Genomic DNA, 21,576 nt, shown 5'->3' with positions numbered 1-21,576 from the left:
CATCCCCGTGCGGGACATGCTGATGGTGCGCAACAAGATGAAGGCCAAGGAAGCGGCCGGCGGCAAGAAGACGCTGCTGCTGGGCCCGAACTGCCCGGGGCTGATCACGCCGGAAGAGATCAAGATCGGCATCATGCCGGGCCACATCCACCGCAAGGGCCGCATCGGCGTGGTGTCCCGTTCGGGCACGCTGACGTACGAAGCGGTGGCACAGCTGACGGAAATCGGTCTGGGCCAGTCGAGCGCGGTCGGCATCGGTGGCGACCCGATCAACGGGCTGAAGCACATCGACATCATGCGGGCGTTCAACGACGATCCGGACACGGACGCCGTGATCATGATCGGCGAGATCGGTGGTCCGGACGAGGCCGAAGCGGCGATGTGGTGCAAGGCGAACATGACCAAGCCGATCGTGGGCTTCATCGCCGGCGTGACGGCTCCCGCTGGCAAGCGCATGGGCCACGCCGGTGCGCTGATCTCGGGTGGTGCGGACACGGCCGACGCCAAGCTCGCCATCATGGAAGAGTGTGGCTTCACCGTCACGCGCAACCCCTCCGAGATGGCCAAGCTGCTCAAGGCGCTGCTGAAGTGATCTGATCTGATCCCGTCACCGTCTCGCCCATCGGCGTGACACCATGACGAAGGCCACCGCGAGGTGGCCTTTTTTCATTCCCGCTCAAGACAGCACCCGGACTGTCGATAGAGCCGGGCATGCCGTCCGTTCAACTGCTCCGGAAGTTCACCATCCGCACCCGGATGAATGCGGCCATCGCCCTGGTGGTGCTGCTGTTCATGTTCGTCGGCGCCATCGGCACGCTCGGGGGGCGGCAACTGCAGGTGCTGAACGCCACCTTCACCGCGGCCACGCTGCGCGACGTGCATCTGCTCGGCGACATCCACACCGCCATGGGCGCGCTGCTGCCGCACGAGAAGCAGGCCATCATCGAGTACGAGAATGGCGTGGCCGTGCTCAGGGAGCGCGAGGCCTGGGCCGCCGCCATGGCCACGACCCGCCAATCCCTGGCGGCCTTGCAGGCCAGCGCCTCCACCGACATCGCCGGCCTCTGCGGCCAGGCCATCGAGCAGCTGGACGGGTACGCCCGCCTGACCAAGCCCGTGCTCGACCAGATCCAGGACGGTGGTTTCCAGACCGCACAGGACGCCGACAAGGCCATGGCCCCGGCCAAGGCCGTCGTCAAGACCATCGACCGGCACCTGGCCGAGATCAACCGGCTGGTCGACGCCGAAGCCAGCCAGGTGCAGCAGACCTTCGACAGCGCCATGCGGCACACGCTGTGGCTCTATCTGGGCACGCTCGGTCTCATCATCGCGCTGCTGGCCCCGCTGACCTGGCTCAATGCGCGCTCCATCGTGCTGCCGCTAGAGCAGGCCCGCGCCGTCGCCGAATCCATCACCCGCGGCGATCTGACCCATCCGGTCCTGGTGGAGGGCCACGACGAGGCCTCGGCACTGACCGGATCGCTGCGCGACATGCAGCAAGCCCTGCGCGCCCTGGTGGGCCAGGTCCGGGGAACCGCCGACGACATCCGGTCGGCCAGCCACGAGATCGCCTCCGGCAACCAGCACCTGAGCACACGCACCGAGCAGACCGCCAGCAATCTGCAGCAGACCGCGTCCTCCATGGAGCAGCTCACCGCCACCGTCACGCACTCCGCCGAATCGGCGCGGCACGCCAGCCAGCTGGCGGCGTCGGCCGGCGAGGTGGCCGCACGCGGCGGCAGCGTCGTGGCGCATGTCGTGCGCACCATGGACGAGATCCAGTCCTCCTCCAGGCAGATCGCCGAGATCACCGGCGTGATCGACGGCATCGCCTTGCAGACCAACATCCTCGCCCTGAATGCCGCCGTCGAGGCGGCGCGGGCGGGTGAACAGGGCCGCGGATTTGCCGTCGTGGCTGGCGAGGTGCGCAACCTCGCCAAGCGCTCGGCCGACGCGGCACGGCAGATCAAGGGTCTCATCGACCACAGCGCGGAACAGGTGCGCTCCGGCTCGCGCCTCGTCGGGGATGCCGGGCGCACGATGACGGAGATCGTGAACTCGGTGCAGCGTGTCACCGCCATCGTCGACGCCATCACCGTGACCAGCACCCAGCAGGCGGGCGGCATCGCGCTGGTGAACGCGGCCGTGGTGGAACTGGACCAGATGACCCAGCAGAACGCGGCCATGGTCGAGCAGTCCGCCGCCGCCGCCCAGGGCATCCAGGAACAGTCGGCGCGCTTGACCCAGGTCGTGGGCGCCTTCCGCATCGATTCGACGGCAACAAGCCGCGCCTGAGGTTGCAGGACCTCAGGCGCCTGCCAACGCTGTCCGCTGGCAGGCAGCTCGGCTCAGCGGCCGTAGGTCGCCGTGAACGAGGCCTTGCCGAGCAGCTTGTCGCCGAGGCCCTTGTTCAGCACGAAGCCGTGCAGCGCGGCGGTGCCGGTCTGCGGGATGCTGGCAGCGGCGTGCAGGTTGTCCACCCCCAGCGCGAAGACGGTGAAAATGTAGCGGTGCGGCTTGTCGCCCACCGGCGGGCACGGGCCGCCCCAGTTGCCGTTGGCGCCGGTCGCGCCGGTGTCGTGGTAGTCGGTCAGGCCGCCGTTGGCCCCGCCCGGCAGCTTGGCCAGCGAGTTGCCCGCACCCTGCGCCAGCGAGGTCACCGCGGCCGGAATGTTGTAGACACCCCAGTGCCAGAAGCCGCTGCCCGTCGGTGCATCCGGGTCGTAGACCTGGACCGCGTACGACTTCGTGCCGGCTGGCGGATTGGTCCAGACCAGCGCCGGGGACACGTTGTCGCCCTTGCAGCCGAAGCCGTTGAGCACGAACTTGTTGGTGATGGTGCTGCCCTCGGCGATGTCGGGGCTGGACAGCGTGAAGCTGCTGGCCGGCTTGGTCAGCGACGCAAGCGACGGCATGGAGGGCATCGAACCCGAGCAGCCGGCCAGCAGTGCAGCCGCGGCGGCGGCAAGCAGGACGGGCGTGGCATTGGTGCGCAGGGGGCGTTGGTGGCGTTGCATCGTGCGGGGTCTCCGAAAACTGGGAAGGGTGGCGCCGTGCGGGCGCCACCCGCATTCTGTCAGTCCGCCACCACCAGGCTCAACCCATGAACCCGAGGTCCCGCAGGGGGAATTGTTCGAGTTCGGCCGGAAACACCTGCGTGCTCAGCGCCGACGGATTCACCCCGAACCAGCGGCCCAGCGTCGCGCCGAGCTGCTGGTACCCCAGCCGCGGAATCCACACCCCGCGGCCCGACGCGTCATCCGGTCCGCCGAGCGTGAAGTCCGGGAACTCGCCGTACAGACCGCCCTGCACCGCCCCGCCCACCGCCAGCGCGATGCTGCCCCAGCCATGGTCGGTGCCGGAGTCGTTCGGGCTCAGGGTGCGGCCAAACTCGGAGGCGGTGAACAGGGTGACGTTGCGGTCCAGGCCCGCGCCGGTGATGGCGGTCTGGAAGGCATCCACGCCGGCGGACAACTGCTTCATCAGGTCCGCGTGCTGCCAGGCCTGGCCGCCGTGGGTATCGAATCCTCCGAGCGACACGTAGTAGACCTGCCGCCCAGCGCCCAGCCGCGCATGCGCGGCGATGAGCTGGGCAGTGGTCTTGAGCTGCGCGCCAAGACTGGTGCTCGGGAACGTGGCCGCGAGCGATACGGCGGACGACGACTTCAGGGTGGCCGCCAGCCCGATGCCGTCGGCCAGCGACTTGTTGGCGGCGTTCGCCAGCCGGTGGCCGGTGTCGGCGGCCAGCACCTTCTTCAGTGCCGCGAGGCGCACATCCGCCTCGGCCTGCGGCCAGAAGCTGAATCCGTTGAGCGACAGACCGCCGCTTTCCGGCACGAGGTTGGCCGGCACCGACGCCCCCTGCACGAAGCGCCCGGCCGTGCCGACCGCCACCGCATCCAGCGCACGCGCGACACCGAGCGTGTCCATCAGCCGCCCGCCCCAGCCCGTGGCGCTGCCCGCGCCGAGGCCGGCATTCGCCTGGTTTTCCTGGTCCGGGTGGGAGAACAGCTCGCCCGGGGCCTGACCGCCGGCCAGATACGCCGCCTTGGTCAGCGGCCGGCGCAGGTTGCCGATGTTGAGCAGCACGGCCACCTTGCCCTGGCCGTACCACCGGTCGATCGGCGCCAGCGCCGCGTTGAAAGCAAACGGCTGGTCCGCCACGCTGGACGCCGCCCGCAGCGGGCTGCTGCGCGCCGGCATCAGCCCGCTGCCCGTCAGCGCCAGACCGGCGGCGCTGCGCAACCGGCTGTACTGGCCGTAGCGGGTCGCATCCAGCGGCACCACCATGTTGGCCCCGTCGTTGCCGCCGGAGAGGAACAGGCAGACGATCGCCTTGTAGTCGCTGACGGCGGCCTGCGCCGGACTGGTCAGGCCGAGCAGGCCCATCGAGGACAGCGCTGCCGCGCCGGCGGCGTGGGTGGAGTGGCCGAGAAAGCGGCGGCGGGACAGCGTCGGGTCGTTCATCATTTCTGCACCACGTAGTCGCCGGTGATGGCGGTCAGGTAGAGGGCGGTCAAGGCACGCTGCCGCAGATCGGTGGTCTTGACCGCCGCCTCGCCAATGGTCTGGCGGGCACTGGCCGACAGGCGGCCTTGCAGCAGGGTGCGCTCGACCAGCGCCATCAGCGCCTGCGGATCCTTGGCGACGTTCACGAACGGCGTCAGGTCGATCCGCACCGAGCCGGACAGACCGCCATCCAGCAGTGCCAGCACGAAGTTCGCCCGGCGCACCGCCTGGCTGCCGCTGTAGAGCTGGAATTCCGGCCCGATCAGACCGGATCCGCCCGGCAGCGGCGCGAGCGGCGAGTAGTAGCTGAACACGCTCGGCGCCTGGGCTGGGCGTTCGCCCATGAGGTAGTAGTCCCAGAGCAGGTTGCGGCCGCTGACCACCTGTCCACCCAGTGTGCGCACCAGCGAGAGCGTGTGCAGCACGGGGTCTCGCAGGTGCCCGGCGTCGGCCGCTGGTGCGTTCCGGGCCTCGGCATCCAGCAGGATGGCGCGCAGCGTGGCGGCGAGATCACCATTGGTCTGGCGGAACACGGTGGCCACCCGCTGGACATAGGCCCGGCTCGGGTTGCTGGTCACGAAGTGCCGGATCAGCCGCAGCGAGATGAAGGGCGCGACGTTCGGGTGCCGGGTCAGGTTGAGCAGGACGGCGTCGAGGTCCTGCGCCGCCGTCTGGCCCGCGGGCAGCGTGACGCCGTTGAGCAGCGTCTTGGCCCGCCGGTCGTGGTACTGCTCGCGCGCCACCAGCGGCGCCGACATGTCCTCGTAGCTGTTGGCAAAGCCCCAGCCGCTCAGCGCGCGGGCGAACTCGCCGATGCGGGCCTGGTCGTAGGTCGGGATGGTCTTGCCATTGGCGTCGAGACGCGGCGAGCCGTCCAGGTTCAGCTCGACCAGCCCGATGCTGAAGAGCTGCATCACCTCCCGCGCGTAGTCCTCGTTCGGCATCGGCACCCGGCTGTGGCCCAGCCCGAGGTACTTGCCCATCGCCGGGTTGAGCGTCATCTCGCGCAGCAGGTCACCGTAGTTCCCGAAGGCGTGCTTCGACAGGGTCTGCAGCCAGGGCGAGAGTTCCCGGCCCGCCGCGTTCTTGCTGGTCGACACCACCAGGATCTGCGACAGCGCGAAGACCATCCGCTGGCGCAACTGGTCCGGCGCCGCGGCCATCGCGAGGAACCAGGCCTCGCGCACCGGCTCGGTACTGTCGCCACCGTCCGCAATCGCGGTGGCCGGCATGGCGATCTGCGCGTCGATCCAGTTTGCCGCGCCGATCTGGCGCACGCGGGCGAGGTCGGCCGGTGTCGGGCCGAAGCTGGCCTGTTCCAGCAGACGGGCTGCAGCGACTTCGGCCGCATCCACGACCGGGGCCTTGAAGACCAGCGGCGCGGGGGATGGTGTCGGCGTCGGGGTTGGCGTGGGCACCGGAGTGGTGGGCGTGGTGGTCGACCCGCCCGTGCATTCGTAGCTGCTGGGTAACGCCCAGGCCCCGTTGACACATTTGAGCGTCGCCCAGCCCGTCATGCCCGCCAGCGTGTTGCGCACCGTGACGGCGCTGCCCGACGGCGTGGCCGCCACCGGGCCGGCGCAGGACTTGCCCGTCCACGGAATCGTCCAGCTCAGCGACTTGGCCGGACAGGACGACTGCGCCTGCGCCCCGGTGGTGAACAGTGACAGCGACAACGCCAGCAGTCCTGCGGCGCGAAGGCCGCTGCGGACCGGGAAAACAAGGTCTGGGTGGGAGGTCATGGGGCCTTCTGCATGCGATCCGGGTGGGGACGCCGGACGTTGGCACGCCAGCCCGACTGAATGGCATCGGCAGATCGGCGCCCACCTTGAGCGCGGGGCGCCGTGGTGTGCAGACTTGGCACGCGCCAGGCCGGTGGTGCGCAGGGGCAACACTGCGACCGTCCGGCGCCGGCCCTGGCGGATTTCTCCCGGATCGATGCAGGGAACCGGCGCTGGCCGGAGAATGCAGCGATGCACTACCTCCACACCATGGTCCGCATCACCGATGTCGATGCCTCGCTCCACTTCTACCGCGACGCCCTCGGGCTGGAAGTGGTCTCACGCCGCGAGGTGCCCCAGGGGCGCTTCACGCTGATCTTCCTGGCCGCGCCGGGCAACACGTCGGCGCAGGTCGAACTCACCCACAACTGGGACCCCGAGGCCTACACCGGCGGACGCAACTTCGGCCACCTCGCTTACGCGGTCGACGACATCTACGCCACCTGCCAGCGCCTGATGGACCACGGCGTGACGATCAACCGGCCGCCGCGGGATGGGCGGATGGCGTTCGTGCGCTCGCCGGACGGGATCTCGATCGAGTTGCTGCAGCATGGGGAGGCGCTGGCGATCGCGGAGCCTTGGGGGTCGATGCCGAATGTGGGGGTGTGGTGAGATGAAAAAACCCGATCGGCGCAAACCGATCGGGCTTGATTGCAGGAACAGCGGACAGATGCCGTGGGGCGTTACTTCCGATCCACGGAGTCTGGCTCCGCTTCCGGCACCTGCGCAATGGCAGCCAGAAACTTGTGCCGGCTGCTGCGGGCAGCCCGCTGCTCCAGATAGTCCTGCGCGGCCAGCGCCGCCAGCTTTTCAGCCAGCGCCGTGCTGATCAGCTGGTTGACCGAGATGCCCTCCTGGGAGGCGTAGACCTTGGCATTCTTGTGCAAGGACTCGGGCAGGCGGATGCTGAGTGCGCTCATGGCTGTTTCCTTTTCGGTTCGGTCAAGTCGTTCAGGTTCAAGAATGTCTGCGGCGTCATCACCTGGATGCCAAAGGAAGACGCCGCCGCGAAGTCCCGGAGATTCCAGGTGACGATGCACTGGCACTGCCCGTTCACGGCCGCCTCCAGCACCATGTCGTCCTTCACGTCAGCCAGCCGGGGGCACAGCAGGACATCTTCGTACTCCATGACCAGCAACTCGAAAGACCAGTATGGTGCAATCCGATGGATCGTCCGTTTGCAGCATCGAGAGGAGTCCGCCATGAACTACGCACAGGCCATCTACCAGCGTAGCCTGCAACTGCCAGACACCGCGACTTTCCTGCGGGCCATCTCGGATGGGTGGGGCGACGATTTCCCTGACGACATCGACGATGCAGATTTGGGCGTGGACAGCCTCCGTGACCCGCTTTGATGCCCGACTCTTCCAAGGTGATGCCCATGAAGCCCTGACGCTGCATCGCCTTTCGATCCGCCGAATCGTGGCTCAGCACCACGCCGCCAACGCCTGCATCTTCGGTTCGGTCGCCCAGGGCTGCGACGCCGAGGACAGCGATCTGGACATCCTCGTGGACCCGACGCCGGAGACCACGCTGTGCGACATCGGGGCGATCCGGCATGGGCTGTCGGCACTGTTGGGCGTGCGCGTCGAATGCTGACGCCGATGTCGCTGCCAGTGAAGTTTCGGGCTTCGGTACTGTCACAGGCGATTCCGCTGTGAGTCGCCACGGCCAGCGCCTGCCGGACTACCTCGGCCACATCGCCGAGGCCATCGAGCGGATCGAGTGCTACATCGTGTCGATCGATCAACTCAAATCGATTTCGGTCGTCACTTCCGCTCCATCGGATCCGGCTCCGCATCCGGCACCTGCGCCATGGCGGCCATGAACTTGTCGCGGCTGCTGCGGGCAGCACGCTGCTCCAGATAGTCCTGCGTGGCCAGCGCCGACAGCTTTTCGGCCAGCGCCGTGCTGATGAGCTGGTTGACCGAGATGCCCTCCTGGGATGCGTAGACCTTGGCGTTCTTGTGCAAAGACTCGGGCAGACGGATGCTGAGTGCGCTCATGGCTGCTTCCTTTCCGGTTGGTTCAAATCGTTCAGGTTCAAGAATGTCTGCGGCGTCATCACCTGGATGCCCAAGGAAGACGCCGCCGCGAAGTCCCGCAGGTTCCAGGTGACGATGCATTGGCACTGCCCGTTCACGGCAGCCTCCAGCACCATGTCGTCCTTCACATCCGCCAGTCGAGGGCGCCACAGAAAATGCACCGTCTGGCGAACGGCCATGGCGCAAAGGTAGTCGAGGATGTCGGTCACGGCAGCAGGGGCGACCGGCACCATGCCGGGGCGCAGCAGGACATCCTCGTACTCCATGACCAGCGGAACCGTGACCACAGGCTGGTAGCGCCCCCGCTCCAGTTGCATCAGCAGCTCGAATGACCGGCCTGACCTAGACCGCAGGGCGGCGACGAGCACGTTGGTGTCGATGACGATTTTTGGAACAGACTGCATGGTACTGCCGATGATACCGAGACATGCTGTAAGTCCAAACAAAAAGCCCGACTGGCTCACACCAATCGGGCTTTTCTTCGCAGACGTTGAAGCGCTGCGTGGGTACCCGCTTTCGCGGGCATGACGGGAATCGTCTTACTTCTTGCTCGGCGGCAGATCCGTACAGGAACCGTGCGCGACCTCCGCCGCCATCCCGATCGACTCACCCAGCGTCGGATGCGGATGAATCGTCTTACCGATGTCCACCGCGTCCGCGCCCATCTCGATCGCCAGCGCGATCTCGCCGATCATGTCGCCCGCGTGCGTGCCGACGATGCCGCCGCCGAGGATCTTGCCGTGGCCGTGCGCCTCGGGTGAATCGTCGAACAGCAGCTTCGTGAAGCCTTCATCACGGCCATTGGCAATGGCGCGACCGGAAGCCGTCCACGGGAACAGGCCCTTCTTGACCTTGATCCCCTGCGCCTTCGCCTGGTCCTCGGTCAGCCCGACCCACGCCACTTCCGGATCGGTGTAGGCCACGCTCGGGATCACGCGGGCGTTGAACGCAGCAGACGCCAGTTCCTTGTTGCCCTGCAGCGTGCCGGCGATGACTTCCGCCGCGACGTGCGCCTCATGCACCGCCTTGTGCGCCAGCATCGGCTGCCCGACGATGTCACCGATGGCGAAGATGTGCGGCACGTTGGTGCGCATCTGGATGTCGACGTTGATGAAACCCCGATCCGTCACGGCCACACCCGCCTTGTCGGCCGCGAGCTTCTTGCCATTCGGCGTGCGGCCCACGGCTTGCAGCACCAGGTCGTAGACGCCTTCCGACTTCGTGCCGTCCAGCCCCTCGAACTGCACCTTGATGCCTTCGGGGGTGGCTTCGGCGCCGACGGTCTTCGTCTTCAACAGGATGTTGTCGAAGCGCTTGGCGTTCATCTTCTGCCAGACCTTGACGAGGTCGCGGTCCGCGCCCTGCATCAGGCCGTCCAGCATCTCCACCACGTCCAGGCGGGCGCCCAGCGTGCTGTAGACGGTGCCCATTTCCAGGCCGATGATGCCGCCGCCGACGATGAGCATCTTCTTCGGCACGGACTGGAGCGCGAGCGCCCCGGTCGAGTCGACGATGCGCTCGTCCTGCGGGAAGAACGGCAGACGCACGGCTTGCGAACCCGCCGCGATGATGGCGTGCTTGAACTTGACGACCTTGGCGCCACCGGCGCGCTCGGTGCCCGCGCCCGTGGTCTCTTCGACCTGGACGTGGTACGGGTCCAGGAACTGGCCGACGCCGCGCACGGTGGTGACCTTGCGCATCTTGGCCATCGCGGCGAGGCCGCCGGTCAGCTTGCCGATGACCTTGTCCTTGTGGCCACGCAGCTTGTCGATGTTCAGGCTCGGGGCACCGAACTCGACGCCCAGATCCCCCAGGTGCGAGACCTCGTCCATCACGGCCGCGACGTGCAGCAGCGCCTTCGACGGAATGCAGCCCACGTTCAGGCAGACACCGCCCAGCGTCGCGTAACGCTCGACGATGACGACCTTCAGGCCCAGATCCGCCGCGCGGAACGCCGCCGAGTAGCCGCCGGGGCCGGCGCCGAGCACGAGCAGGTCGCACTCGACATCGGCCGCCCCGCTGTAGCTCCCCGCATTGCTCCCTCCCCCAGCGGGGGAGGGTTGGGGAGGGGGTGAAGCCGCAGGCGAAGCTTGTGCCACTGCCGCTGCCCCCACCCTGCCCTCCCCCGCTGGGGGAGGGTTCACAGCCGCAGCCGCCTCGGCGCTGTCCAGCACCAGGATCACGCTGCCCTGGTTCATCTTGTCGCCGATCGCGACCTTCAGCTCCTTGACCACGCCCGCATGGCTCGACGGAATCTCCATCGACGCCTTGTCGGATTCGACCGTGAGCAAGCTCTGCTCGGCCTTCACCGTGTCACCGGGTTTCACCAGCAACTCGATGATCGCCACGTCCTTGAAGTCGCCGATGTCGGGGACTTGTACTTCGATCAATGCCATGTCAGTTCCTTCCGATCACAGCACGATGCGGCGGAAGTCCGCCAGCAGCGACGCGATGTAGACGTTGAAGCGGGTGGCCAGCGCACCGTCGATGACGCGGTGGTCGGCCGTCAGCGACAGCGGCAGGGTCAGGCGCGGCTGGAAGGTCTGGCCGTCCCAGACCGGCTTCATCGCGCTCTTGTTGACGCCGAGGATGGCGACTTCGGGCGCGTTGACGATGGGGGCGAAGTAGGTGCCGCCGATGCCACCGAGGCTGGAGATGGTGAAGCACGCGCCGGTCATGTCGGCCGGGCCGAGCTTGCCGTCCCGCGCCTTCTTCGCCAGCTCGCCCGACTCGATGGCAATCTGGCTGACGCTCTTCTGGTCGGCATTGCGCACCACCGGCACCACCAGCCCGTTGGGCGTGTCGGCGGCGAAGGCGATGTGGCAGTACTTCTTGTAGACGAGGTTGTCACCGTCGAGCGAGCTGTTGAACTCGGGGAACTTCTGCAGCGCCTTGGCACACGCCTTGACCAGGAAGGCGAGCATGGTCAGCTTGGCGCCGGACTTCTCGTTTTCCTTGTTGATCTGGACGCGGAAGGCTTCCAGGTCGGTGATGTCGGCGTCCTCGTGGTAGGTGACCGCCGGGATCATGACCCAGTTGCGCGCCAGGTTCTGGCCCGAGATCTTCTTGATGCGCGACAGCGGCTTGACCTCGACCTCGCCGAACTTGGCGAAATCGACCTTGGGCCACGGCAGCAAGCCAGGGATGCCACCACCCACGGGAACCGCCGCCGCCACGGCCACCGGGGTCGGGGCAACAGCCTTCTGCGCCGCCGTCTGCACGGCACCCGCCATCACGCCCTTCACGAAGCCCTGGATGTCGGACTCGGTGATGCGCCCCTTGGGACCACTCCCCTTGACCTCCGCCAGCGGCACGCCCAGCTCGCGGGCGAACTTGCGCATCGACGGCGAGGCGTGCGGCAGGTTGAGCGCCGGAGCGGTCGGATCATGCGCAGGCACCGCCGCAGCCGCCGGAACCGCCACCACAGGCGCCGAAGCCACGCTCTGGCTCCCTCCCCCAGCGGGGGAGGGTTGGGGTGGGGGAACCACCGCGGCAGGCGCGGCAACCACCGCCCCCGCCACGCCATCCAGCACGACGATCAGCGAGCCCTTCTTCACCTTGTCGCCCAGCGCGACCTTCAGCTCGCGCACCACGCCGGCGTGGCTCGACGGAATCTCCATCGACGCCTTGTCGGACTCGACCGTGATCAGGCTCTGCTCGGCCTTGACCGTGTCGCCGACCTTGACCATCAGCTCGATGACCGCGACTTCGTCGAAGTCACCGATGTCCGGCACAAACACCTCGACCGGACCCGCAGCCGAAGCCGAAGCCGCATTGCTCCCTCCCCCAGCGGGGGAGGGCTGGGGAGGGGGAACCGCCACCGCAGCCACAGGAGCCGGAGCCGGAGCAGGCGCCACAGCAGCCGCCCCGGCCACCTCCAGCATCACCACCACGCTGCCCTCGTTCACCTTGTCGCCCAGCGCGACCTTGAGTTCCTTCACCACACCGGCGTGCGACGAGGGAATCTCCATCGAGGCCTTGTCCGACTCCACCGTCAGCAGGCTCTGCTCCGCCTTGATGGTGTCACCCACCTTGACGAGCACCTCGATGATCGCCACGTCCTTGAAGTCGCCGATGTCCGGGACTTTCACTTCGATCAATGCCATGTCGTGTCTCCGTGTACTGGAAATGCTGGCGTACGGTCAGGCGTACAGCGGGTTGATCTTGTCGGCCTTGATGCCGTACTTGGCAATCGCTTCGGCGACCTTGGCGACCGGCACCGTGCCTTCATCGGCCAGCGCACGCAGGGCGGCGACGACGATGTAGTGGCGGTTGATCTCGAAGTGCTCGCGCAGTTTGGAGCGGAAGTCGCTGCGACCGAAACCGTCGGTGCCCAGCACCTTGTAGGCGCGGCCCTTGGGGACGAAGGCGCGGATCTGCTCGGCGTAGGCCTTCATGTAGTCGGTCGAGGCGATGACCGGACCGGCGTGCGGCTGCAGCTGCTGCGTGACGAAGGGCACCTGCGCCGGCTCCATCGGGTGCAGCAGGTTGTAGCGCTCGGCGGCCTGGCCGTCGCGGCCCAGCTCGTTGAAGCTCGGGCAGCTCCAGACGTTGGCGGCCACGCCCCACTCGGCTTCCAGCAGCTTCTTCGCGGCGATCGACTCGCGCAGGATGGTGCCGGAGCCCAGCAGGTTGACGCGCGGCGTCACCGCGGCGGCGCCCTCCTCCAGCAGGTACATGCCCTTGATGATCTGCGCCTCGGTGCCGGCGGTGAGGCCGGGCATCGGGTAGTTCTCGTTCAGCAGCGTCAGGTAGTAGAAGACGTTTTCCTGCTTCTCGACCATGCGCTTCAGGCCGTCCTGCATGATCACCGCGACCTCGTGGGCGAAGGTCGGGTCGTAGCTGACGCAGTTCGGGATCGTGCCGGCGAGGATGTGGCTGTGGCCGTCCTCGTGCTGCAGGCCTTCGCCGTTCAGCGTGGTCCGGCCGGACGTGCCGCCCAGCAGGAAGCCGCGCGCCTGCATGTCACCCGCCGCCCAGGCCAGGTCGCCGATGCGCTGGAAGCCGAACATCGAGTAGTAGACGTAGAACGGCACCATGATGCGGTTCGACGTGCTGTAGCTGGTGGCGGCCGCGATCCAGCTCGACATGCCGCCGGCTTCGTTGATCCCCTCTTGCAGGATCTGGCCAGCCTTGTCCTCGCGGTAGTACATCACCTGGTCCTTGTCGACCGGGGTGTAGTTCTGACCAGCGGGGTTGTAGATGCCGATCTGGCGGAACAGGCCTTCCATGCCGAAGGTGCGGGCCTCGTCCACCAGGATGGGCACGACGCGCGGGCCGAGGGCCTTGTCGCGCAGCAGCTGGGTCAGGAAGCGGACATAGGCCTGGGTCGTCGAGATCTCGCGGCCCTCGGCGGTCGGCTCGATCACGGCCTTGAAGGTGTCGAGCGAGGGCACGGTGAAGTGTTCGTCGGCCTTGGTGCGGCGGTGCGGCAGGTAGCCACCTAGCGCCTTGCGGCGGGCGTGCAGGTACTGCATTTCCGGCGTGTCGTCGGCGGGCTTGTAGAACGGGATGTTCGCCAGCTCGCTGTCCGGCACGGGGATGTTGAAGCGGTCGCGGAAGGCCTTGATGTCCTCGTCGATCAGCTTCTTGGTCTGGTGGACGGTGTTCTTGCCTTCACCGACCTTGCCCATGCCGAAGCCCTTGACGGTCTTGATCAGCAGCACCGTCGGCTGGCCCTTGTGGTTGACCGCCGCGTGGTATGCCGCGTAGACCTTCTGCGGGTCATGGCCGCCACGCTTGAGGTTCCAGATGTCGTCGTCGGACATCTTGGCAACCATTTCCAGCGTGCGCGGGTCCTTGCCGAAGAAGTGCTTGCGGACGTAGGCGCCGTCGTTGGCCTTGAAGGACTGGTAGTCACCGTCCAGCGTGTCCATCATCAGCTTGCGCAGCGCGCCGTCCTTGTCGCGGGCCAGCAGCACGTCCCACTCCTTGCCCCACAGCAGCTTGATGACGTTCCAGCCGGCGCCGCGGAACTCGCCTTCGAGTTCCTGGACGATCTTGCCGTTGCCGCGCACCGGGCCGTCCAGGCGCTGCAGGTTGCAGTTGATGACGAAGACGAGGTTGTCGAGGTTCTCGCGGGCGGCCAGGCCGATGGCGCCAAGCGACTCGACCTCGTCCATTTCGCCGTCGCCGCAGAAGACCCACACCTTGCGGTTTTCGGTGTTGGCGATGCCGCGGGCATGCAGGTACTTCAGGAAACGCGCCTGGTAGATCGCCATCAGCGGGCCCAGGCCCATCGAGACGGTCGGGAACTGCCAGAACTCGGGCATCAGCTTCGGATGCGGGTAACTGGACAGGCCCTTGCCATCGACTTCCTGGCGGAAGTTGAGCAGCTGCTCTTCCGTCAGGCGGCCTTCCAGGTAGGCGCGGGCGTAGACGCCGGGCGATACATGGCCCTGGATGTAGAGGCAGTCACCGCCGTGGTTCTCGCTCTCGGCGTGCCAGAAGTGGTTGAAGCCGGCGCCGAACATGTGGGCCAGCGAGGCGAAGGAGCCGATGTGGCCGCCCAGGTCGCCGCCGTCTTCCGGGTTGTGGCGGTTGGCCTTGACGACCATCGCCATCGCGTTCCAGCGCATGTACGCACGCAAACGCTCCTCGATCTCGATGTTGCCGGGACAGCGCTCTTCCTGGTCGGTCTCGATGGTGTTCACATAGCCGGTGTTGGCCGAGAACGGCATGTCGATGCTGCTCTGGCGGGCGTGTTCCAGCAGCTGCTCCAGCAGCTGGTGGGCGCGCTCACCGCCTTCGGCCTGGATGACCGCCGTCAGGGCGTCCAGCCACTCGCGGGTTTCCTGGGGATCGGAATCGGGGTTGGCTGCACCGGGCAGGCCTTGGGGGATTGCAGACATGGTGTCTCCTCGTTCTGCAGCGTCAGGGGGTTGAGCGTCGATTCCCATCTGAATCGGCGTTCAGGTGCACCCCTCCATCGGGGTATGGGGCAGAAGTCTCGCACATTGAGCTTGAGATTTCAAATGGCGCGCAATGATTTCATTATGTGAAATTTACAGGGGCGTTTACGGCAATTCAGCCGCGGGCCGGCCGCAACGATAATTCCCGAATGCCTCTGTCCCTTCCCAACCGTCCGCCCGCGCTGGGCGGCCGATCCCGACCGCTGCGGCGCCTGTGGTCGTGGTGGCGCCGCCAGTCACCTTCGCGGCAGGACCGCATGGCCACGCTGGGGCCCCTGCTGTCGGTGCTGCTCTTCCTCGCGGCCATCATCTCGGCGTTCTGGTACCTGCGCACCGAGGAAATCGACCGGGACGTCGAGTCCGTCAAGCGCGATGCCGAGCTGGTGCAGCAGCAGATCCGGCTGCGCCTGATCGACAGCCAGGAGCAGCTCGTCCGGCTGGCGCGCGAGGTGGTCACCCACACGATCGACCGGGAGCAGCTGCTCGGCCAGGCCGAAGCCCTCATGGACAAGCGCCCGGAGATCGTCAGCCTGACCTGGCTGTCGCAGAACCGGCAGGTCGTGGCCCGCCACGTCTCGCCGGATCTGGTGGCGGCCATGCCGCGCCTGGGCACACCCGGCACCAGCGACCAGACCGACGAGCCGCGCCAGCGCGCCACCCAGGACGCCTTCACCGACGCCAGCGAAACGCGGCTGCCGGTGTACTCCACCCCCTTCCGGCACGCCGATCGCCTGATCGTCTTCCAGGTGCATGTGCCGCTGATCGACCACGGCAACTTCGCCGGCACGCTGGTGGCCGAATACTCCATCGACGCCCTGCTGCGCTACGTCGTGCCGGACGATGTTTCGCTCCGCCGCGTCATCTCGCTGCTGGATGCCGACGGGGAGGTGATGGTCAGCACGGTGAGCGGCCAGTCCGGCCGGCCCAGCCCGGGCCTGACCTACACCGTGCCCTTCGCCCCGGTGGACCACGGCGTGACGCTGCGCGGCGAGGGCTACCGCACCTCGGTGGGCCTCGTCGGCAACACGCTGTTCTGGATGGTGCTGGCCCTGTCGGCGCTGACGCTGTGGATGCTGTTCGGCACCTGGCGCCACATGCGCCGGCGGCTGCAGATCCAGGGCGCGCTGGTGCAGGAGACCAACTTCCGCCGCGCGATGGAGAACTCCATGCTCACCGGCATGCGCGCCATGGACAAGGACGGCCGCATCACCTATGTCAACCCGGCCTTCTGCGCGATGACCGGCTTCACCGAGGCCGAGCTGATCGGCCGGCTGCCGCCCTACCCGCACTGGCCGCCCGAGCGCATGGAGGAAAGCTCGCGCCTGCTCCAGCAGGAACTCGCTGGCCGCAGCCCGGCCGGTGGCATCGAGGTGCGCGTGCAGCGCAAGGACGGCACGCAGTTCGATTCGCGCATGTACGTCTCGCCGCTGATCGACTCGCGCGGCCACCAGACCGGCTGGATGACCTCGATGACCAACATCACCGAGGCCAAGCGCATCCGCGACCAGCTCACCGCCTCGCACGAGCGCTTCACCACCGTGCTCGAAGGGCTGGACGCGGCCGTGTCGGTGCTGTCGGTGCAGACCGGCGAGCTGCTGTTCGCCAACCGCACCTACCGGCTCTGGTTCGGCGGTGATGCCCACTGGCACACCCTGCTGGCCGGGCGTCCGCCCAAGTCGGTGGACGAACTCGGTGACGCCATCGACGGCATGACCGGCCTGCCCACCGCCGAGATGGACGACGCGGGCGCCGACGCGCGCGAGGTCTTCGTCGATCTGCAGCAGAAGTGGTTCGACGTGCGCGCGCGCTATCTGCAATGGACCGACGGCCGGCTGGCGCAGATGCTCATCGCCACCGACATCACCGCGCGCCGGCGCATGGAGGAGCAGACCGCCCACCAGATCGAACGCGCCCAGACGACGAGCCGGCTGGTGACGATGGGCGAGATGGCGTCGTCGGTGGCGCACGAGCTGAACCAGCCGCTGGCCGCCATCAACAACTACTGCAGCGGCATGCTCACGCGGCTGCGTGCTGGCACATTGAAGGACGAGGACCTCGTCTCCGCGCTGGAGAAGACCGCCAAGCAGGCCCAGCGTGCCGGCCAGATCATCCACCGCATCCGCCAGTTCGTGAAACGCAGCGAGCCGCAGCGCCAGGCCACGCGCGCCGCCGACATCGTCGACGACACGCTCGAGCTGGCCGGGCTGGAGCTGCGCCGGCGCAATGTGGCGATCCACAGCTATGTCGCACAACGCCTGCCCGTGCTGCAGGTCGATCCCATCCTGATCGAGCAGGTGCTGCTCAACCTGCTGAAAAACGCCGCCGAGGCCATCGACAACGCCCAGATGCCGGCCAAGCGGCGCACGATCGAGCTGCGTGTCGTGCCGCGACACACCCCGGAGATGGGCGGCGTGATCGAGTTCAGCGTGACCGATGCCGGCCCGGGACTGAAAGACGATGTGAACCATCGGCTCTACGAGGCATTCTTCTCCACCAAGCCGGACGGCATGGGGATCGGGCTGTCGCTGTGCCGCTCGATCATCGAGTCCCACCAAGGCCGGATCAAGGCGGAGAACCTCTACAATGCCGAGAGCATCACAGGTTGTCGTTTCTCCTTCATGCTGCCCGTCGGCACCGCCGGTGACCCCTCCTCCAAAACCTCAGAAACCCACTGAACCCGCATGAGCCTGATCCCCAAAAAAGGCACCGTCTACGTCGTTGATGACGACGAAGCAGTGCGCGATTCGCTGCAATGGTTGCTGGAAGGCAAGGACTACCGCGTCAAGTGCTTCGACTCTGCTGAAGCCTTCCTGTCGCGCTTCGATCCTCGCGAAGTGGCCTGTCTGGTCGCTGACATCCGCATGGACGGCATGAGCGGCCTGGAGCTGCAGGACCGCCTGCTGGAGCGCCGCAGCCCCCTGCCCATCGTCTTCATCACCGGCCACGGCGACGTGCCGATGGCGGTCACGACGATGAAGAAGGGTGCCGAAGACTTCATCGAGAAGCCCTTCAAGGAAGAGGAACTGGTCGGCCTCGTCGAGCGCATGCTCGACCGCGCCCGCAGCGCCTTCTCCACGCACCAGGAGCAAGCCAGCCGCGACGCCCTGCTCGCCCGCCTGACGACCCGCGAGGCGCAGGTGCTGGAGCGCATCGTCGCCGGCCGCCTGAACAAGCAGATCGCCGACGACCTGGGCATCAGCATCAAGACGGTGGAGGCGCACCGCGCCAACATCATGGAAAAGCTCAACGCCAACACCGTGGCCGATCTGCTGAAGATCGCCCTCGGCGCCACGGCCGCGGCAGCCAAGGCCTGACCCGGCCGCCCCGCGTCGCACCACCCCCGCACTGCAAGGCCGCTGTCCAGCGGCCTTTTTCATTCCAAGGAGACTTGTCCCCATGACCGCCCCCGCCCAGCTCATCGACGGCAACGCGCTGTCCAAGCAACTCCGCGCCGAAGTGGCGCAACGCGCCGCCGCCCTGACGGCGCGCGGCACGACGCCCGGCCTGGCCGTGGTCCTCGTCGGCGAGAACCCGGCCAGCGCCGTCTACGTGCGCAACAAGGTCAAGGCCTGCGCCGACAGCGGCCTGCACTCGGTGCTGGAGAAGTACGACGCCACGATGACCGAGGCCGAGCTGCTCGCCCGCATTGATGCGCTCAACAACGATCCGAGCATCCACGGCATCCTGGTGCAGCTGCCCCTGCCCAAGCACATCGACGACCACAAGGTCATCGAGGCCATCTCGCCGCTGAAGGACGTGGACGGTTTTCACATCGCCTCGGCCGGCGCGCTGATGGTGGGTGAAGTCGGCTTCAAGGCCTGCACGCCCTACGGCTGCATGAAGATGCTGGAGTCGATCGGCATGCAGGACCTGCGCGGCAAGCACGCGGTGGTGATCGGCCGCTCGAACATCGTCGGCAAGCCGATGGCGATGATGCTGCTGGCCGCCAACGCCACCGTGACCGTCACGCACAGCGGCACCGCCGACCTGGCCTTCCACACCCGCCAGGCCGACATCGTGGTCGCCGCGGTCGGCAAGCGCAATGTGCTGACGGCCGACATGGTCAAGCCGGGCGCAGTGGTGATCGACGTGGGCATGAACCGCAACGACGAAGGCAAGCTCTGCGGCGACGTGGACTTCGACGGCGTTCGGCAAGTGGCGGGCTGGATCACCCCGGTGCCGGGCGGGGTCGGGCCGATGACGATTACGATGTTGCTGGTCAATACCATCGAAGCCGCAGAACGTACCCTCTGACGCGCCGCTGTCCAACGCACTCCACGCCCATGACCGACACGACCTCCCCGAACCCCCTGCTCTCCGCCCAAGCGCTGCCCCTGTTCGACGCCATCCGGCCCGAGCATGTGACGCCGGCCCTCGATGTGCTGCTGGCCGACGCCGAGGCGGCGCTCGAAACCGCCGTGGCGCCGGACACCCCGGCCGACTACGACACGCTGTCGAAGGTGCTGTCGGTGGCGACCGAGCGGCTGGGCTGTGCGTGGGGGGCGGTCGGTCACTTGAAGGGTGTCGCGGACACGCCGGAGCTGCGCGCTGCGTTCAACGAGAACCTACCGCGCATCACCGAGTTCTACACGCGCCAGGGCGCGGACGAGCGGCTGTACGCCAAGTACAAGGCGATCGCCGCCAACCCATCGGCCGCGACGCTGAGCGCCCCGCGCCAGCAAGCGCTGTCGCACTGGCTGCGCGACTTCGTGCTGTCCGGCGCCGAGCTGCAGGGCGAAGCCAAGGCCCGCTTCGCCGCGATCCAGGAGCAGATGGCCGACCTGGGCCAGAAGTTTTCCGAGCATGTGCTGGACGCGACCGACAGCTTCACGCACTACGCCACGACCGACGAGCTGGCTGGCGTGCCCGACGACGTGAAGGCTGCGACCCGCGCCGCGGCGCAAGCCGAAGGCAAGGACGGCCACAAGCTGACGCTGCACATGCCGGTCTACCTGCCGGTGATGCAGTACGCCGACAACCGCGCCCTGCGCGAACAGCTCTACACCGCCTACGTCACCCGCGCCTGCGAAGCTGGTCCGCCCGAGCGCGACAACGGCCCGGTGATGGCCGAGCTGCTGCGCCTGCGCCAGGAAGAGGCGACGTTGCTGGGCTACCCGAGCTACGCCGACGTGTCGCTGGTGCCCAAGATGGCCGAGAGCCCGGCGCAGGTGCTGAGCTTCCTGCGCGACCTCGCCCGCCGCGCCCGCCCGTACGCCGAGCGCGATCTGGCCGAGCTGCGCGAGTTCGCGGCGACTGAGCTGGGGCTGAGCGACCTGCAATCCTGGGATTCCGCCTACGCCAGCGAGAAGCTCAAGGAAGCCCGCTACGCCTTCAGCGACCAGGAGGTGAAGCAGTATTTCACCGAGCCGAAGGTGCTCGACGGCCTGTTCCGCATCATCGAGACGCTGTTCGAGGTGGCGATCCGCCCGGACAAGGCGCCGGTGTGGCACCCGTCGGTGCGCTTCTACCGCATCGAGCGCGCTGGCCAACTCGTCGGCCAGTTCTACCTCGACCCCTACGCCCGCTCGGGCAAGCGCCCCGGCGCCTGGATGGACGACGTGAAGGGCCGCTGGCTCCGGCCGGACACCGGTGTGCTGCAAACGCCAGTCGCGCACCTGGTGTGCAACTTCTCGACGCCGGTCGGTGACAAGCCCGCGCTGCTCACGCACGACGAGGTACAGACCCTGTTCCACGAGTTCGGCCACGGTCTGCACCACATGCTGACGCAGGTCAGCGAGCTGGGCGTGTCGGGCATTTCGGGCGTGGAGTGGGACGCGGTCGAGCTGCCGAGCCAGTTCATGGAGAACTTCTGCTGGGAGTGGGACGTGCTCAAGCACATGACCGCCCATGTGGAAACCGGCGAGCCGCTGCCGCGCGCGCTGTTCGACAAGATGACGGCGGCCAAGAATTTCCAGAGCGGGATGATGACGCTGCGCCAGGTGGAGTTCTCGCTGCTCGACATGCGGCTGCACGCCGAGCCGGGCAGCGACACGCGTGTCCAGCAGGTCGTGGACGAAGTGCGTGACGAGGTAGCCGTGATGAAGCCACCGGCCTTCAACCGCTTCCAGCACACCTTCTCGCACATCTTCGCGGGCGGCTACTCGGCTGGCTACTACAGCTACAAGTGGGCCGAGCTGCTGAGCGCGGACGCCTGGAGCGCCTTCGAGGAAGAAGGCGTGCTGAACCCGGAGACCGGCCGGCGCTACCGGCGCGAGATCCTGGAAGCAGGCGGCGCGCGGGACGCGATCGACAACTTCAAGGCCTTCCGCGGCCGCGAGCCGAACATCGACGCGCTGCTGCGCCACCAGGGGATGGCGGAATGAACCCGTT

19 protein-coding genes are annotated in these 21,576 nt (G+C 67.4%); 9 read left to right on the top strand and 10 right to left on the bottom strand.

The window, feature by feature from the left end; all coding sequences use genetic code 11:
* Together AABN02_RS09775 and AABN02_RS09770 are read left to right on the top strand one after the other, a co-directional pair.
* Positions 1-592: succinate--CoA ligase subunit alpha (locus AABN02_RS09775; protein WP_338414735.1), on the top strand; the 592-nt coding region annotated here is incomplete at its 5' end.
* 119 nt (positions 593-711) lie between these two features.
* Positions 712-2,295: a methyl-accepting chemotaxis protein gene (locus AABN02_RS09770; protein WP_338414734.1), complete on the top strand. Its 1,584-nt coding sequence runs from the start codon at positions 712-714 to the stop codon at positions 2,293-2,295.
* A 53-nt stretch (positions 2,296-2,348) separates the two neighbouring features.
* Here the strand turns inward: AABN02_RS09770 and AABN02_RS09765 are convergent, their stop codons facing one another.
* From AABN02_RS09765 to AABN02_RS09755, 3 genes are all read right to left on the bottom strand, one after another.
* Positions 2,349-3,017 (bottom strand): YbhB/YbcL family Raf kinase inhibitor-like protein, encoded by a 669-nt coding sequence (locus tag AABN02_RS09765; RefSeq protein WP_338414733.1) that lies wholly within the window; start codon positions 3,015-3,017, stop codon positions 2,349-2,351.
* 79 nt (positions 3,018-3,096) lie between these two features.
* Positions 3,097-4,467 (bottom strand): DUF1501 domain-containing protein, encoded by a 1,371-nt coding sequence (locus AABN02_RS09760; protein WP_338414732.1) that lies wholly within the window; start codon positions 4,465-4,467, stop codon positions 3,097-3,099.
* Positions 4,467-6,251, bottom strand: a complete 1,785-nt coding sequence (locus tag AABN02_RS09755; protein ID WP_338414731.1) for a DUF1800 domain-containing protein — start codon at positions 6,249-6,251, stop codon at positions 4,467-4,469. Before AABN02_RS09755 ends, AABN02_RS09760 begins: the two co-directional genes overlap by 1 nt.
* A 231-nt stretch (positions 6,252-6,482) precedes the next feature.
* On the opposite strand from AABN02_RS09755, the gene AABN02_RS09750 reads away from it, so the two are divergent.
* Positions 6,483-6,902: a VOC family protein gene (locus AABN02_RS09750; protein ID WP_338414730.1), complete on the top strand. Its 420-nt coding sequence runs from the start codon at positions 6,483-6,485 to the stop codon at positions 6,900-6,902.
* A gap of 71 nt (positions 6,903-6,973) precedes the next feature.
* Here the strand turns inward: AABN02_RS09750 and AABN02_RS09745 are convergent, their stop codons facing one another.
* Together AABN02_RS09745 and AABN02_RS09740 are read right to left on the bottom strand one after the other, a co-directional pair.
* Positions 6,974-7,210, bottom strand: a complete 237-nt coding sequence (locus tag AABN02_RS09745) for a toxin-antitoxin system HicB family antitoxin (protein WP_338414729.1) — start codon at positions 7,208-7,210, stop codon at positions 6,974-6,976.
* Complete coding sequence (locus tag AABN02_RS09740; protein WP_338414728.1) at positions 7,207-7,419, bottom strand: PIN domain-containing protein; 213 nt, start codon at positions 7,417-7,419, stop codon at positions 7,207-7,209. The genes AABN02_RS09745 and AABN02_RS09740 overlap by 4 nt, the downstream gene beginning before the upstream one ends.
* Before the next feature lie 73 nt (positions 7,420-7,492).
* On the opposite strand from AABN02_RS09740, the gene AABN02_RS09735 reads away from it, so the two are divergent.
* The gene (locus tag AABN02_RS09735) at positions 7,493-7,645 is read left to right on the top strand and encodes a hypothetical protein (protein WP_338414727.1); all 153 of its coding nucleotides are present in this window, start codon (positions 7,493-7,495) and stop codon (positions 7,643-7,645) included.
* On the top strand, positions 7,632-7,889 hold the full coding sequence (locus AABN02_RS09730; protein WP_338414726.1) for a nucleotidyltransferase domain-containing protein: 258 nt from the start codon (positions 7,632-7,634) through the stop codon (positions 7,887-7,889). Before AABN02_RS09735 ends, AABN02_RS09730 begins: the two co-directional genes overlap by 14 nt.
* Positions 7,890-8,059: 170 nt before the next feature.
* On the opposite strand, the gene AABN02_RS09725 is transcribed toward AABN02_RS09730, so the two are convergent.
* The 5 genes from AABN02_RS09725 to aceE form a co-directional block, all read right to left on the bottom strand.
* Complete coding sequence (locus AABN02_RS09725; protein WP_338414725.1) at positions 8,060-8,296, bottom strand: toxin-antitoxin system HicB family antitoxin; 237 nt, start codon at positions 8,294-8,296, stop codon at positions 8,060-8,062.
* Positions 8,293-8,739 (bottom strand): putative toxin-antitoxin system toxin component, PIN family, encoded by a 447-nt coding sequence (locus AABN02_RS09720; protein WP_338414724.1) that lies wholly within the window; start codon positions 8,737-8,739, stop codon positions 8,293-8,295. Before AABN02_RS09720 ends, AABN02_RS09725 begins: the two co-directional genes overlap by 4 nt.
* A gap of 135 nt (positions 8,740-8,874) precedes the next feature.
* Positions 8,875-10,731: a dihydrolipoyl dehydrogenase gene (gene lpdA, locus AABN02_RS09715; protein ID WP_338414723.1), complete on the bottom strand. Its 1,857-nt coding sequence runs from the start codon at positions 10,729-10,731 to the stop codon at positions 8,875-8,877.
* Positions 10,732-10,746: 15 nt separating this feature from the next.
* Positions 10,747-12,441, bottom strand: coding sequence for a dihydrolipoyllysine-residue acetyltransferase (aceF, locus tag AABN02_RS09710; RefSeq protein ID WP_338414722.1), 1,695 nt, complete (start codon positions 12,439-12,441; stop codon positions 10,747-10,749).
* 36 nt (positions 12,442-12,477) lie between these two features.
* Positions 12,478-15,186, bottom strand: a complete 2,709-nt coding sequence (aceE, locus tag AABN02_RS09705) for a pyruvate dehydrogenase (acetyl-transferring), homodimeric type (protein ID WP_338414721.1) — start codon at positions 15,184-15,186, stop codon at positions 12,478-12,480.
* A gap of 209 nt (positions 15,187-15,395) precedes the next feature.
* On the opposite strand from aceE, the gene AABN02_RS09700 reads away from it, so the two are divergent.
* The 4 genes from AABN02_RS09700 (at position 15,396) to AABN02_RS09685 (ending at position 21,569) form a co-directional block, all read left to right on the top strand.
* A complete protein-coding gene (locus AABN02_RS09700; RefSeq protein WP_338414720.1) occupies positions 15,396-17,921 on the top strand; it encodes a PAS domain S-box protein in 2,526 nt (841 codons plus the stop codon).
* 6 nt (positions 17,922-17,927) lie between these two features.
* Entirely contained in the window at positions 17,928-18,560 is a 633-nt protein-coding gene (locus AABN02_RS09695) for a response regulator transcription factor (RefSeq protein ID WP_338414719.1), read from the top strand.
* A gap of 82 nt (positions 18,561-18,642) precedes the next feature.
* Positions 18,643-19,500 (top strand): bifunctional methylenetetrahydrofolate dehydrogenase/methenyltetrahydrofolate cyclohydrolase FolD, encoded by an 858-nt coding sequence (gene folD / locus AABN02_RS09690; RefSeq protein WP_338414718.1) that lies wholly within the window; start codon positions 18,643-18,645, stop codon positions 19,498-19,500.
* A gap of 29 nt (positions 19,501-19,529) precedes the next feature.
* Positions 19,530-21,569 (top strand): M3 family metallopeptidase, encoded by a 2,040-nt coding sequence (locus AABN02_RS09685; RefSeq protein WP_338414717.1) that lies wholly within the window; start codon positions 19,530-19,532, stop codon positions 21,567-21,569.
* Positions 21,570-21,576 lie beyond the last annotated feature (7 nt).

The organism is uncultured Sphaerotilus sp. (assembly GCF_963924895.1).
Classification (GTDB): Bacteria; Pseudomonadota; Gammaproteobacteria; order Burkholderiales; family Burkholderiaceae_C; genus Sphaerotilus.
The sequence above is the reverse complement of the archived record's forward strand: the minus strand, read 5'-3'. Positions and strand labels throughout refer to the sequence as shown.